Raw genomic sequence first — 14,542 nt, 5'->3', positions numbered from 1 at the left:
ATCAGAAACCGAAGTATGATTTAGCGTTGTGGTAGGAAATGTTTTCTACTAGCTGGCCAAGCCAATCCATCTCGCTGGCAGGCAGCTCGCCGTTTTCCACGTCGTTGCCAATCAGGTTACACAATATCCTTCTGAAGTACTCGTGCCGAGGGTAAGATAAAAAGCTTCTGGAGTCGGTGAGCATACCCACAAAGCGACTCAGCAAGCCCATGTTAGAAAGGGCATTCATCTGCTTCTCCATGCCATCTTTCTGATCCAGGAACCACCAGGCAGACCCGAACTGTATCTTACCCGGTGTGCTGCCGTCGTTGAAGTTCCCGATCATGGTGGCGAAAAGCTCGTTCTGGCTGGGGTTCAGGTTATACAGGATAGTCTTGGCCAGTTGGTCTGAATTGTCCAGTTTATCTAAAAACCTGGAGAGTGGTTCGGCCACACCAAAATCACCGATAGAGTCGAAGCCTGTGTCGGGGCCTAGTTCGCGCATCATGCGGGTATTGTTGTTGCGGAGCGCGCCCAGGTGAAACTGCTGTGTCCAGTTTTTGGAGTGGTCGAGCAGGGTTAGGTGCACCAGCATCGCTGACTTGAACTTCAGCGCTTCGGCCTCCGTCAGTTCCTGCTTCTGCAGGGCCTTCTGGAAGATGTTCTTTATTTCTTCCTCCGTATAATCTTCTGCATACATGGTATTCAGACCATGGTCGGAGAGGCGGCAGCCTTGTGCATGGAAATAGTCATGCCGCTGTTTCAGTGCATCCAGCAGGTCTTGGAAACTGCTGATAGAAACACCGGATGCCGCTTCCAGTTGCTGCAGGTAAGGCAGGAAAACCTCTTGGTTTTCGATAGCCAGTACCTTGTCAGCTCTGAACGTTGGAAGCACTTGGATACCGAAGTCATCGGCTTTTATTTTCTGATGATGCTCCAGTGAATCAATTGGGTCGTCGGTGGTGCAGATAACCTCCACGTTCATCTGGCGCAGAATGCCCCGCACACTATACTCGTCTGACTGCAGCATGTCGGTGCAGGTATTGTAGATTTCCCGCGCCGTTTGGGGCTTCAGGATTTTCTCTACCCCAAACGGCCTTTTCAGTTCCATATGGGTCCAGTGGTACAGCGGGTTGCGCACCGTGTAAGGAACGGTCTCGGCCCACTTCTCAAATTTGGCGTAGTCGTTGGCATCGCCGGTGCAGTAACGCTCTGGAATACCGTTGGTGCGCATGGCGCGCCATTTATAATGGTCGCCTTCGAGCCAGATCTGGGTCAGGTTATCGAATTTCCTGTCGGAGGCAATGGCCTCCGGTGAGAGGTGGCAATGGTAGTCAATGATGGGCATGTTTTTAGCATGCTCATGGTATAATCGTTGTGCTGTTTTTGTCTGTAGAAGAAAATTCTCGTCTAAAAAAGACATCATGATGGTTTATTGTGAATTGACAATATAAATTCTATTTCTGACAAATCAATTAGAAGACACCGTGTGTTCTGATTGCTGCAGTTGTTTTACCTGTTCTGTAACCATGGCCGTTAAGCCGTCAATCTTTGTTAAGTCAGTATCCCAGAGACTGGTGTTTGAAAGCACAGCCTGTACCACATCCGGCGCTTTGTGCTGTAGCCAGGTATTTCTGAAAAAGCTCAGCACTTCCGGGGCATCGTTCAGCAGGATGTTTTTCCCGTTCCACTCGCCCTTGTAAAACAGGATCAGGGCAGCCAGCGAGTGCAGCAGCCTCTCCGGAAGCTTTCCGGTGCGCTTGTGGTATTCCAGCACCGAAGGCAGCACGCGTACTTTATACTTGGAGACAGCATTCAGCGCAATAGAGAGCAGTTCGTGCCGGATAAACGGGTTCTGGAAACGCTCTATTACATCGTTGGCAAACTGCTGCAGTTCTTCCTCCGGTAAATCTAGCGTGGGGATAATTTCTTCCGCAATGGCCTCCCTGATAAAGGTGCCGGTATGTTCGTTTTCTACCGCTTCGCGCACTGTTCGCAGACCGTGCAGGTAAGCAACAGGTACTAAAGCAGTATGCGCGCCATTGAGTATGCGCACTTTGGTGGTGCGGTAGGGGGTGAGGTCCGGGACAAACTTTACCTGTAAGCCCGCTTCCTCTGTAGGAAATGCTTTCTTCACGGATTCAGGGGCCTCTATCACCAGGAGGTGGTAAGGTTCTGCCGTTACGACCAGTTGGTCTTCGTAGCCCAGTTCTTGCTGTATTTCTTTAATGGTTTCGTGTGGGAAGCCGGGCACGATGCGGTCTACCAGCGTATTGCAAAAGGTATTGCTGTCGTTTACCCAGTTGCTAAACTCTTCTGAAAGTTGCCACTCCTGAGCATACCGCAGCACGATATGCTTGAGGGCTTCCCCGTTTTTCTCGATTAATTCGGTGGGTATCACAATCAGGCCTTTGTCCGGTGCTCCTTTAAAGTGCTGGAACCGGTGATGCAACAGTGCAGTCAGTTTGCCCGGAAAGCTGGTAGAAATGGTGCTGGCACTTTTATCGTTTTCATCGTAGGCAATGCCTGCCTCCGTGGTATTGGAAAAGACAAACTGCAGGTCCGGGTTTTCGCCGCGCTTCAGGTAGGCGGCGTAGTCGTCGTATGGGTTTAAGGCGCTGGCAATGCAGCTGATCAGTCTTTTTTCCTGGGTAGGTTTGCCGCCCTGTATACCATTCAGCAGCACGTGGAACAGTCCATCCTGCTGTTTCAGGGCTTTGATGGTCGTCCGGTGCCGGTCTCTTGGCTGTACCACGTCAACGTTACCGTTGAAATCTGTTTTTTCGTTCAGTACATCAATCATCCAGTCTATATAGCCACGAAGAAAGTTGCCTTCGCCATACTGTAGCACCTTTACCGGCCGCTGTGTTGTGATACTGGCTGTTTGTCTGTTTAGAGGCTTCATAAGTATAAGTTTCTGCAGGCTGGGTGCGCTTGTTATAATGCTGGCAAACCACTGCTATCATAGATCCAATTTTACCTTCCTTTAGACAGGAAGCAGCTGATTTATTTCTTTAGCTATGCTCAGATTGAGCTCAGGCTCCCTTTTTCAGAGAAGATTCCCGGACAACTAACTCAGGTTTTAGCACTATTTTTTGTGGCACAGCCGTCTTGTTACCGGATTTTAGTTGCTCAAAGAAAATCTCAGCTGTTTTTTTTCCCATCGTCATGCTGAACTGGTCAACGGTGGTGAGTGCCGGATCGGTGAAAGAGGTGAATGGGTCATTACTGAACCCCGCCAAAGCAACCTCCTGCGGAATCCTGAATTTGTTTTCTTTCAGCACCTGCATGGCGCCCATGGCACCATAGTCGCTGGCGGAGAAAACGGCATCAGGCCGCTCTTTCAGCTTCAGGAGCTGCTCCATGCTTTCGCGCCCGTCAACGAGTTGCAAGTTGCTTTTCACGACAAGTTCCTCGTCATAAGGAATACCGTAATCGCTGAGCGCATCCATGTATCCCCGCAGGCGCTCTTTAAAAATGCTGACTTTCTTGGGGCTTGTAAAGTGGGCAATCCGGCGGCACCCCTGCTGTATTAAATGCTCCACCACTTTGTAGGCACCTAGGTAATCGTCTATCATAACCTGGCTCACTTCCAGGGCATCGGTCGTGCGGTCGAACAGCACCAGCGGTATTCCTTCCGCCTGTATGCGCTTAAAGTGATCGAAGTTCTCCGTATTCTTACCTATGGAAGCAATGATGCCATCCACACGGGCGCTAAGCAGCGCATCGATGGTCTGTATTTCCTTTTCGTAATTGTCGTAAGACTGGCAGATGATGACCTTGTAGTTCAGGTTATTGGCCATGTCTTCAATGCCTCTAACCACAGAAGAAAAGAAGGCTCTGTCGGCGGTAGGCACGATAATGCCAATGATATGGCTCTTGCCGTGGCGCAGGGCGGCGGCAATGTTGTTTGGCTGGTAATTTAGCTGCTTAGCTGTCTTCAGTACTGCCTTTCTCGTCAGTTCACTGATTCTCGGGTTATTGTTCAAGGCACGCGATACGGTAGAAGCCGTGATGTTAAGCTTCTCTGCGATGTCATGAATCGTTACTTTCGACTTTGTTTCCATTTCCCTTCTTTTCTATAATATAAAGCAGCCACGCTGTTTTGCTTTTATTCATTGGCAGGCTTCCCAATGGTGGCCAGTATGCCGCCATCCACATAAATGATTTGCCCGTTGATGAAGTTACTTGCTTTACTTGCTAAAAAGATAGCCGTTCCTTCCAGATCGTCCGGATCCCCCCAGCGGCCTGCCGGCGTGCGGTTAATGATAAACTCATTAAAAGGGTGCCCGTCTACCCGAATGGGAGCAGTCTGGTCTGTTGCAAAATATCCCGGCCCGATGCCGTTTACCTGTATGTTGTACTTCGCCCATTCTGTAGCGAGGTTGCGCGTCAGCATTTTCAAGCCTCCTTTTGCCGCAGCATAAGCCGAAACGGTGTCGCGGCCCAGTTCGCTCATCATGGAGCAGATGTTGATGATTTTGCCTCTTCTCCTCTCTACCATGTGGCGGGCCACATGCTTGCTCATAATAAAAGGGCCTGTTACATCCACATCCAGCACTTTTCGGAATTCTGCAACCTCCATTTCCAGTGCGGGTACACGTTTTATCATGCCGGCATTGTTCACCAGGATGTCTATAGGACCTACCTGCTGCTCTATTTGCATAATATTCTCTCTGACCTGTGCCTCGTCTGTCACGTCGAACAGGAAGCCGTGGACTTTGTAGCCTTCCTGCCTGTAGTTTTCGAGCGCCTTTTCCATTTTTGCAGGCGTATTCCCGTCTACCACCAGCGTGGCGCCAGCCTTGCCCAAGCCTTTGGCCATCGCCATGCCCAGACCGTGCGTGGCACCTGTTATCAGCGCTACCTGTCCTGTTAAATCAAATAAGCCTTGTGCCATTACTTCATATCTACAGGTTGCACTTTGTCCATGTCGTTGTAGTCCAGGTTTTCTCCGGCCATACCCCAGATAAAGGAGTAATTATAGGTGCCGGCACCGCTATGGATGGACCAGGGTGGTGAAATAACTGCCTGGTTGTTCTTCACAAACAGATGACGCGTTTCCTGTGGCTCACCTATAAAATGCGATACCACCTGATCCTCCGGCAGGTCGAAATACAGGTAAGCCTCCATTCTCCTGTCGTGGGTATGGGCTGGCATGGTGTTCCACACGCTGCCTTTCTGCAGCTCAGTGAGACCCATCTGCAACTGGCAGGTTTCCACAACAGAGTTGATGAGTAATTTTCTGATAAGGCGGTGGTTGGAGTTTTCCAGCGAACCCAGTTCCACTGTCTCGGCCTCGTCCAGCGAAACTTTCTTGGTAGGGTAGGCGTGGTGCGCCGGTGCCGAGTTAAAATAAAAGAGTGTCTTGCCGGATGCTGCCGGGTGAAAGATCACATCCTTTACACCTTTGCCAACATAAAGCGCTTCCTTGTTGGCCAGCGTGATCATGTCACCGTCAACAGATACTTTGCTTTCCGCTCCTATGTTAATAATGCCAAGTTCCCTTCTGTCCAGGAAGTGCTCTGACCGCAGTGTCGGGAACGTCTCCAGTTTCAGGGGGTGCTCTGCTGGTTGTGCGCCTCCTACTATCAGGCGGTCATGCATCGAGTACACTGCCTGTATTGAATTCTCCTGAAAGAGGTTCTCTATAAGGAATGTTTTACGAAGCCTCGCCGTGTCATACGTCTTGCTGTCTGCAGGGTGAGTGGCGTGCCTGATAGTATAAGATATGCTCATAGTTTGGTGTGTCGGTTTGTGTAAACGTTTGCGCAAATTACTATTTTTTTTCATTTATACTAGTCTCACCAAGCTTTTTTGACTTGCAAGATGGATTTTTATAGAAAAGTGAGTAAGTGCTGACATTTGAAAATAAACTTAATTAAGCCCTCAATAAGCTGTTTTGGTGGTTTTTATGAATATTTAGGAGTGTAAGCTTGCTTAAATCTTAAATAATTAATAATATGCAATCGGTTGCGCAACTTACTGCGCTGATAATAGTAAGTGATTAATCATTATTTGTTGGTGGGTGTAGTTGAAAAAGTGGTTAATTGACTTAAGTAGCAGGTAAAGAGTAATTGCTTACCTGCTGACGGAAAAGACGGTGGCAGGATTAAGCCCGCTGCAGCAGGGCAGGCTTCCAGGCATGGCGACGGGGTTGCTTAAAGAAGGGTTGTCGCTAATCAAAGTGGTTATATACTATTTAAACTATAATTTTCATACTTAATAAGTTACCTATGCGACATGCTTTACTTAAAAGGACAAAGTACTTGCTGACTTTTGCTCTTGTCTTTACCGCAATTGTAGGGGCGCTTGCTCAAAGCCCTACTGTAACAGGAAGAGTGGTGGATGAGAATGGTGCCGGCCTGCCAGGTGTAACTGTGCTGCTTAAAGGAACATCAACAGCTGCTCCAACAGGTGCTGATGGCAGTTACCAGATTTCAGTGCCTGGCGGAGAAGGTACTTTAAGCTTTACTTTTATCGGTTATCAGCCGCAGGATGTGCCCATCAATGGCCGCTCAACTATCAATGTGTCTATGGCCCCTGACCAGAAGGCGCTGGAAGAAGTAGTTGTTGTCGGTTACCAGGAGGTATCCAGAAGCGAGTTGACAAGCTCTGTTTCTTCGGTAGGAGCCAAGCAACTGAAAGATATTCCTGTGAGTACCGCAGCAGAGGCGCTTGCGGGCCGCCTGGCCGGTGTGCAGGTTACAACCTCTGAAGGCCAACCGGGTGCCGAAATCCAAATCAGGGTGCGCGGCGGCGGTTCCATCACGCAGGACAACTCTCCTTTATATATAGTGGACGGTATCCAGATGGAAAATGCGCTGTCTGTCCTTTCTCCGCAGGAAATCCAGTCGATAGACGTGCTGAAAGACGCTGCGTCTACGGCTATTTATGGAGCACGTGGTGCAAACGGCGTGGTGGTGATTACGACCAAGGGTGGCGTGGCGATGCCGACGCAGGTTACTTACAACGGCTTTGCAGGAGTGAGAAGTATCGTGAACAAGCTGGATGTGATGAACCCGTACGAATTTGTGAATTACCAGCATGAAATCTATAACTATAACACAGACGAAGATACCAGAAGGTCGTTCACAAACCGTTATGGCCTGTACGAGGACCTGGATATCTATCAAAATATGCCTTTCACAGATTGGCAGGAGGAAGTTTTTGGCCGTGATGCTACCAGCCAGACACACATATTAGGTGTGACAGGAGGCAGTGATAAAACATCCTTTAACTTTACCCTGAACCACACCGATGAGGAAGGTATCATGTTGAACTCCGGTTTCCAGCGAACACTGGCTTCCTTTAAGTTTGACCACAGGGCCACCGATAGGTTAAGAGTAGGATTAAGCACCCGCTACAGCCGCCAGCGGGTAGATGGCGTAGGTACTTCCAATACTGGTTCACAGGGTAATAACAGGTTGAGAAACGCCGTGCGCTTCAGGCCATTTGTTGCGCCGGGCATGGAAAGCACAATTGATGAATTCGACCCTGAGTTTGCTAACCTGACAAACCTGACCAGCCCGGTGCTGCTGGCTAACCAGGAATTGAGAGAAGATTACAGAAATGATGTGCTGGTGAATGGCTGGTTCAGCTACGAACTGCTTAAGAACCTTGCGTACAAGACAGTGCTGGGTATCACCAGCACCAACAGAGACCGTTACGATTTTGACGGTCCTTTTACAAGCCTTGCAAGGCAGAATGCAGGCATGCCTGTGTCTGATATCCGTTCCGGGGAGTCCCTGGCCCTCACAAACTCAAACACCCTCAACTATAAGCTGAACCTTGGTGACGACCACAAAATGAATGTACTGGTTGGTCACGAGATTTGGCAGAGAAATGACAAGTCCAGCACTGTCATCACAAAGTACCTTCCGGTAGATATTACCGCACGGCAGGCATGGGCAGGTATAGACAAAGCTACGCCTCCTTCAGGCCTTATTCAGGATGCACCAAGCACGAGTGAGTCTATGCAAAGACTGCTGTCGTTCTTTGGTAGTGCCTCTTACAGCTACAAAGGGAAGTACCGTGCTGTGGTGAACTTGCGCCGCGATGCTTCCTCTCTGTTCTCCCCCCAAAGCCGTGTAGGTTATTTCCCTTCGGCTTCCCTTGCCTGGCATATTGCTGATGAGAACTTCCTGAGCGGCACAGACAGCTGGCTTTCTGACCTGAAGCTGCGCGTGAGCGTGGGCGAGGTGGGTAACAACAGAATTCCGCTGGATCGCTGGACAACCACCCTCACCAACTCGTCAGACTATGGTTATGCATTTTCAGAGTCTATTACACCGGGCTTTGTGGCAGATTACCTGGCAAACCCGAACCTGAAGTGGGAAACAACTGTCTCCCGTAACCTGGGCCTCGACTTCTCGCTGCTTAATAACAGGATAAGCGGTTCGGTGGATGTTTACAGGAACAGCACCCGCGACCTGCTGCTGCTGGCACAGGTTCCGCAGACCAGTGGTTATTCAAACCAGTTGCAGAACATAGGTGAAACAGAAAACAAAGGATTGGAAGTGCAGTTGAACGGGGTGATTTTCGACACCGATGATTTTAGCTGGAATGCAAACTTTAACATTGCCTTTAACAGAAACAAAATCGTGAGCCTTGGGGTGGATTCTGAAGGAAACCCGCTCAAGTCCTACCTGGTAGAGTCTGGCTGGGTGAATAACCTGCAGGACTTCCTGGTGGAGGTTGGCCAGCCAATGGGCCAGTTCTATGGCTACGTAACCGACGGCTTCTATACAGTAGATGATTTTAACGCTACCTTCAATGAAGCAAACGGTACCTGGACCTACACGCTGAAAGAAGGTGTGCCTAACACCAAAGACGTTGCTCTCGGAAACAGAGACCCGCAGCCGGGTGACCTAAAACTGAAGAAGCTTTCTGACGAAGACGGTGACATGATTACTCCCGCAGACAGAACAGTGCTCGGTACGCCGCAGCCTAAATTCATCGGCGGTTTCAACCAGCAGTTTACTTACAAAAACTTCGACCTGAGCGTGTTCATGAACTTCTCTTATGGCAACAAAGTGTACAACGCCAACAAGATAGAGTTCACTACACAGTACCTGTACCGCGACAACAACATGCTGTCGCTGATGAACGACAGATGGAGAAGGTTTGATGACAATGGCCAGCAGGTAACAAACCCCGAGGAACTGGCAGCGCTGAACGCTAACGCGCAGTACTGGACACCACCACTGGGACAGTACTTCCTGCACTCTTTCGCCATCGAAGATGGTTCTTTCCTGCGCATCAGCAACGTGACGCTTGGTTATTCGCTGCCGAAAAGACTGGTAGAGCGAACAAAAGTGTTCTCCAATTTCAGAATCTACGCAACAGTGAACAACCTGCACACTTTCACAAACTACACCGGTTACGACCCGGAGGCCAGCACCAGAAGAAGCAACCCGTTAACCCCGGGTGTTGATTATGCGGCTTATCCGCGCAGCCGCTTTGTACTTGGTGGTGTTAATGTTACTTTCTAATTATTTAAGGTGATGAAGATGAATAAGAAATATATTAAATCGCTCTTTTTACCATTGGCGCTAGGTGGCCTTGTGACTTTCTCTTCATGCGAAGGATTCCTTGATGTAGAGAACCCGTCAACCATATCGCAGAATGCTGTATTTACCAGTGTAGGGTATGCCAACTCCGCCGTAACAGGTGTTTATAACAGCCTGATGGGCGACAACGCCTACGGTAGCCGCATCTCCACGTTGTACCCGAACGCCGCCGACGATTTCAGAATCGGTGGTACTTACAACCCCCTCGACAGAAGAGGCATCAGCGGCTTCGGTGTAAGCCCCGACAACACCGAATTGAACAGGCCTTTCCTGCAGCTGTATGAAGGAATAGAGCGTGCCAACATCGTTATTAAAAACATGCCGGCCTCTGATCTGTACAACAACGGCTCGGCTGCTGAAAAGGCTACCATGCGCAAGCTGCATGGCGAGGCCCTGACACTGCGGGCTATTTTCTATCACGAACTCATCCGCAACTGGGGCGATGTGCCCGCACCGTTCGAGCCATCTTCTGATCAGGAAGATCTTTACATGAGTAAGACAAACCAGGATGAGATTTATGACCGCCTGCTGGAAGACCTGGCGCTTGCTTCGGAACTGGTGCCCTGGAAGGCGGAGTCAGGTGACCCAAGCACCCGCATCACAAAGTCAGCTGTGAAAGGGCTTAGAGCCAGAATAGCCCTGGCGCGTGGGGGATATGCCCTCCGAAGAGACTCCCGCCAGATGGAGCGTCGTGCAGACTATCAGCAGTACTACCAGATAGCCCGTCAGGAAACTTTGGATATCATCCAGAGTGGCAGACACAGTCTGCACCCGAGTTATGAGCAGGTATTCAAAGACCTGCACGTAGGTACAAGTGGCGGCGCTACAAACGAGATGATATTTGAGATAGGTGCCTTCGGGGGTAACTCTAAGACTGATAGTAAGCTGGGCTATAGTAATGGCCTCCGCATAGACAGAAGCTCCTCCTTTGGCCAGGCAAACGGCCAGTTAGAGGCAATACCAACTTACTTCTATGAGTTCGACTCTATTGCCGACGTGAGAAGGGATGTTACCCTTGCTTACTTCCAGATTAACAAAGACGATCAGAAGGACCTCACCCGTCTGACACTGATGCGGGATGGCAAGTTCAGAAAGTACTGGACCAGCATTGACGGCACGGCACAAAACTTAAGCATCAACTGGCCCGTGCTGCGCTATGCTGATGTGCTGCTGATGTTTGCCGAAGCAGAAAATGAACTGAACGGACCAACAGCACAGGCGATAGAAGCTTATGAGCAGGTTCGGAAGAGAGCCTATACCGGCAACGAAGACAGAATGGGGACTACTCCAACAGACAAAGAAGGCTTTTTTGATGCGATTGTGCACGAACGGCTCCTGGAGTTCGGAGGGGAAGGAATACGAAGATATGACCTGTACCGCTGGAACCTGCTGACGCCAACCATTGCCGAAACCAGGGAAAAACTGACAGCTTTAATGAACCGCGAAGGACGCTATAGCAACGTGCCCCGGTACGTGTACTACAACCCGAGCCCGGTGGTAAACGCCACAGTGCCGGCAGAGATGGAGAACTTTGATTTATTTGGAGGCTCCGTGGCGAATGCCATGTACACGCCTGCTCCCGCAACAACCCCTACTGGTTACACCAGGGTAAACTGGGCAGCAGCTGTAGATGCTAATTATGTATCCAGCTTTGCGGTGGCCTTCGAGCCAAACAAGTCGGAGCTGTTCCCTATTTACAGCGGTGTGCTGAATCAGAACTACAGGCTGACGCAAGACTACGGGTACTAACAGAGACAACTGGATTCACAGAAAAAACTTGAAGATATGAAAGTAGCTATAAACAAAATTCTTAAACTGGTTCCCGTTCTCCTGCTCGGTGCATTGGCGTTTGCCTGCGAAGATGACGTGGAAAAGCTGGAGCCAATGCGTATGTTCACTCCTGCCGGAGATGTAAGGGCTGTGAGCGGGGAAACCCAGGTAAAATTAACCTGGCCTGCCTCTCTTTACACAACCAACAACAGCGGGGTGACCTATACAGTAGAGGTGGCTGCCGATACGCTGTTCCAGACCCCGATTGTTTTATCTGTTCAGACAGATACAGCGGGTGTTGTGTTTACGGATGAGCAGCTGGAAGTAAGGCAGAAGTATTTCGCCCGCATCAAGGCGAATGCTTTAGGGGAAAGGCCGGAGTCTAAGAACTGGGTGGTAAGCTCAGGCTTCACGATCAGGGGTGAGCAGATATTCCAGGCGCTCCTGAACAGCGACATCACCGACAGAGGCGTGCTGCTGAAGTGGAGGGAACGGCAGGGGCTAACCAGAATCGTGCTTACGCCGCAAAATGCAGCAGGAGAGCCAGCAGGGGAGCCGATTGAAGTGGAACTTGCCGAAGAGGACCTGGCATCCAGAACGAAACTGGTGACAGGGCTGTCTGCCAGCACCACCTACAGAGCCGAGATTTTCCGCGGAAACCGTCTTGTAGGTTACCAGACCTTCACAACTAATGCGCCGGTAGTGGGCAATGTGATTGATTTAACAAGCTTCACAGACAGACCTTCAGTGTTGGAAGACACGCTGCTGCAGGTAGAGTCAGGTAGTATCGTTGTTTTGAAAAAAGGCGTTACATACACCATCTCCAGCACGCTTGACCTGGATAGGTCTGTCACGATCATGAGTGAAAATACAGTGAACCCTGATAAGGCAACTATCTTCTTTACCAGCAACTTTAACATTGCAGAAGGAAGTCAGATAGACTCAGTTGTTTTCAAAGATGTAGTGATGAGAAGCAACGACTATGGCGGAACGTATGTGTTCAACATCGACAACCCATCTACAATCGGTAAAATTAAGTTTGAGTCAAGCCGCGCCGAAATATTCAGGGGTATCGCCCGTATCAAAACAGGTGGCGTAACTGTAGACCAGTTCATCGTAACCAACAGTATCATCGACAGCTTATCAAACTATGGAGTGCTGACGGTGGACAATTCTGGTGCCACAGTAAACAATATTATCTTCAGCAACAGCACTTTCTACAAGATTGAAAGGCCAATTGTCAGCAAGAGCGGGGCGAACTCCATCATCATAGAGAATTCTACCTTCAACGAGGCACCGGAAGCCGGCCGTTACCTGATTGACTATAGCTCTAATAATGTTTCAGGAGGAATCACGTTCCGAAACAACATTGTGGGCAGAGGCAAGAAAGTAGGGGAAGACGATGCGGTGAAAGGCATCAGGGCAGGATCCTCTACGCTGATAACATCCAGCGGCAGCTATGCTACCTCCGACTATAATGCAACCGGAAATCAGATACCGAACCTGACAGTGTACAGTGGCACAGCTGCTGACCTTTTCCAGGATCCCAAAAACGGGAACTTCACTATCAAGGATCCAAACTTTGCAGGAAAGAGCAGTGCCGGCGATCCACGCTGGAGATAACATTTAGCCACATAAACATGGTGCAGCCTGAACTACTGCACCATGTTCCTTTAACCCGAATATGAAAACATCCCCACTGAAATTGAGGTGCAGTCTCCTTGTAATTGGAACAGCTTTGTCTTTGAGCCTGCTCAGTTGTAAGAGCAAGCAGGACGAGCCGGCGCCGGTAACGGATGAGCCTGCTCTGGAGGATGGTCCTACACCTGTAAATGAACAGGCGCTGGCCTTTCCGGGCGCTGAAGGCTTTGGCAAGGATGCGACAGGAGGCCGTGGAGGGAAGGTGATAAAGGTAACCAACCTGAACGATGCCGGAGCCGGTAGCCTTCGGGCAGCTGTTTCTACTCCTGGTGCGCGCATCATTGTGTTTGAGGTGTCAGGCACCATTGCCTTAAAGTCGAACCTGAACATAAACAACGGCAACATTACGATTGCCGGACAGACAGCCCCAGGCGATGGCATTACCCTGAAAGATTATCCTGTTACTGTAAATGCTGATAATGTCATCATCCGCTTTATGCGCTTCCGGATGGGCGACGAAACACAGCAGGAGGCGGATGCGCTTGGAGGTCGTTTTCAAAGGAACATCATCGTGGACCATTGCTCTATGAGCTGGTCTACAGACGAGTGTGTGTCGTTCTACGGAAACGAGAATTTCACGCTGCAGTGGAGCATTATTTCGGAAAGTCTCCGGAATTCCGCGCACGCCAAAGGAGCGCATGGCTACGGCGGTATATGGGGTGGGAAAAAAGCCTCGTTCCATCATAACCTGCTGACGCACCACGACAGCCGCAACCCACGATTAGGCGAGGAGGCCGGTAAAGCCTACGCTTTAACAGACCTGGTAGACCTGCGGAACAATGTGGTGTACAACTGGGGAAACAACAGTGCCTACGGTGGAGAAGCCATGAACGTGAACATCGTGAACTGCTACTACAAACCTGGTCCGGTTACCACAAAAAAGGAGCGTATTTTGTCGATAGACAAAAATAAAACAAGCGGCACCGAGGTCTACGACATGTGGGGCAAGTTCTACATCAGCGGAAACTATGTGGAAGGCAGCACCAGGGCCACAGCCGACAACTGGACTTACGGCGTCTTCAACCAGTTTCATGGCAGTTACGGAGCAGTGTCGGAAGCCGATAAAGCTGCCATGAAACTTTCTGAGCCGAACCCCATTCAGAACAATGTTACCACGCATACAGCGGAAGAGGCGTACGAGCGGGTGCTGGCATACGGTGGCGCATCGCTGACACGGGATGCCGTAGACAGCCGCGTGCTAGAGAACGTGCGGAACGGTTCTTTCACCGCGCAAGGCTCAAATGGCAGCAGCAATGGCATCATTGACAGCCAGAGTGATGTGGGAGGCTGGCCCGAATTGGCAACACTTCCTGCACCGGCGGATACTGACAACGACGGTATGCCGGATGACTGGGAGAAAGCACAGAAGCTGGACCCGGCGAAACCCAATGCCAACGGCAGAAGCCTGAGTACGGCCTACGACAACATTGAAGTGTACATTAACAGCCTGGTAAAAGACATTGTAGAAGTGCAGGTAAAATAGTGCAGAAAGCGTAGCGGCTGGATGAGGCGGCAAAAGA

At 50.1% G+C, this 14,542-nt stretch carries 9 protein-coding genes; 4 read left to right on the top strand and 5 right to left on the bottom strand.

All coding sequences use genetic code 11. The features are described from left to right. Position 1: 1 nt before the first annotated feature. The 5 genes from uxaC to kduI all read right to left on the bottom strand — a co-directional run bounded on the left by uxaC (position 2) and on the right by kduI (position 5,718). Positions 2–1,402, bottom strand: coding sequence for a glucuronate isomerase (gene uxaC / locus ACYVB1_RS10165; protein WP_460923544.1), 1,401 nt, complete (start codon positions 1,400–1,402; stop codon positions 2–4). Positions 1,403–1,450: 48 nt separating this feature from the next. Further along, positions 1,451–2,884 (bottom strand): tagaturonate reductase, encoded by a 1,434-nt coding sequence (locus ACYVB1_RS10160; RefSeq protein WP_460923458.1) that lies wholly within the window; start codon positions 2,882–2,884, stop codon positions 1,451–1,453. 130 nt (positions 2,885–3,014) lie between these two features. Further along, positions 3,015–4,046 (bottom strand): LacI family DNA-binding transcriptional regulator, encoded by a 1,032-nt coding sequence (locus tag ACYVB1_RS10155; protein ID WP_460923457.1) that lies wholly within the window; start codon positions 4,044–4,046, stop codon positions 3,015–3,017. Between the two features lie 44 nt (positions 4,047–4,090). After that, positions 4,091–4,879 carry a gluconate 5-dehydrogenase gene (locus ACYVB1_RS10150; RefSeq protein ID WP_460923456.1) on the bottom strand — a complete coding sequence of 263 codons (789 nt, stop codon included), beginning with the start codon at positions 4,877–4,879 and terminating at the stop codon, positions 4,091–4,093. Further along, positions 4,879–5,718 (bottom strand): 5-dehydro-4-deoxy-D-glucuronate isomerase, encoded by an 840-nt coding sequence (gene kduI / locus ACYVB1_RS10145; protein ID WP_460923455.1) that lies wholly within the window; start codon positions 5,716–5,718, stop codon positions 4,879–4,881. Before kduI ends, ACYVB1_RS10150 begins: the two co-directional genes overlap by 1 nt. Before the next feature lie 530 nt (positions 5,719–6,248). On the opposite strand from kduI, the gene ACYVB1_RS10140 reads away from it, so the two are divergent. From ACYVB1_RS10140 to ACYVB1_RS10125, 4 genes are all read left to right on the top strand, one after another. Next, positions 6,249–9,473 carry a SusC/RagA family TonB-linked outer membrane protein gene (locus ACYVB1_RS10140; RefSeq protein ID WP_460923454.1) on the top strand — a complete coding sequence of 1,075 codons (3,225 nt, stop codon included), beginning with the start codon at positions 6,249–6,251 and terminating at the stop codon, positions 9,471–9,473. Positions 9,474–9,491: 18 nt separating this feature from the next. Beyond that, positions 9,492–11,300 carry a RagB/SusD family nutrient uptake outer membrane protein gene (locus ACYVB1_RS10135; protein WP_460923453.1) on the top strand — a complete coding sequence of 603 codons (1,809 nt, stop codon included), beginning with the start codon at positions 9,492–9,494 and terminating at the stop codon, positions 11,298–11,300. A 36-nt stretch (positions 11,301–11,336) separates the two neighbouring features. Next, a complete protein-coding gene (locus tag ACYVB1_RS10130; protein WP_460923451.1) occupies positions 11,337–12,944 on the top strand; it encodes a DUF5123 domain-containing protein in 1,608 nt (535 codons plus the stop codon). A 61-nt stretch (positions 12,945–13,005) separates the two neighbouring features. After that, entirely contained in the window at positions 13,006–14,505 is a 1,500-nt protein-coding gene (locus ACYVB1_RS10125; protein ID WP_460923449.1) for a pectate lyase, read from the top strand. Positions 14,506–14,542: the final 37 nt, after the last annotated feature.

The sequence above is a fragment of the Pontibacter brevis genome (genome assembly GCF_054779655.1).
Note: the sequence above shows the minus strand (reverse complement) of the source record. Positions and strands in the feature narration are given on the sequence as shown.

What these genes read in the sequence shown, in the direction of transcription:
- uxaC (WP_460923544.1), bottom strand. Translation starts at nt 1,402, where the DNA reads ATGTCTTTTTTAGACGAGAATTTTCTTCTACAGACAAAAACAGCACAA.
- ACYVB1_RS10160 (WP_460923458.1), bottom strand. Translation starts at nt 2,884, where the DNA reads ATGAAGCCTCTAAACAGACAAACAGCCAGTATCACAACACAGCGGCCG.
- ACYVB1_RS10135 (WP_460923453.1), top strand. Translation starts at nt 9,492, where the DNA reads ATGAATAAGAAATATATTAAATCGCTCTTTTTACCATTGGCGCTAGGT.
- ACYVB1_RS10150 (WP_460923456.1), bottom strand. Translation starts at nt 4,879, where the DNA reads ATGGCACAAGGCTTATTTGATTTAACAGGACAGGTAGCGCTGATAACA.
- kduI (WP_460923455.1), bottom strand. Translation starts at nt 5,718, where the DNA reads ATGAGCATATCTTATACTATCAGGCACGCCACTCACCCTGCAGACAGC.
- ACYVB1_RS10155 (WP_460923457.1), bottom strand. Translation starts at nt 4,046, where the DNA reads ATGGAAACAAAGTCGAAAGTAACGATTCATGACATCGCAGAGAAGCTT.
- ACYVB1_RS10130 (WP_460923451.1), top strand. Translation starts at nt 11,337, where the DNA reads ATGAAAGTAGCTATAAACAAAATTCTTAAACTGGTTCCCGTTCTCCTG.
- ACYVB1_RS10125 (WP_460923449.1), top strand. Translation starts at nt 13,006, where the DNA reads ATGAAAACATCCCCACTGAAATTGAGGTGCAGTCTCCTTGTAATTGGA.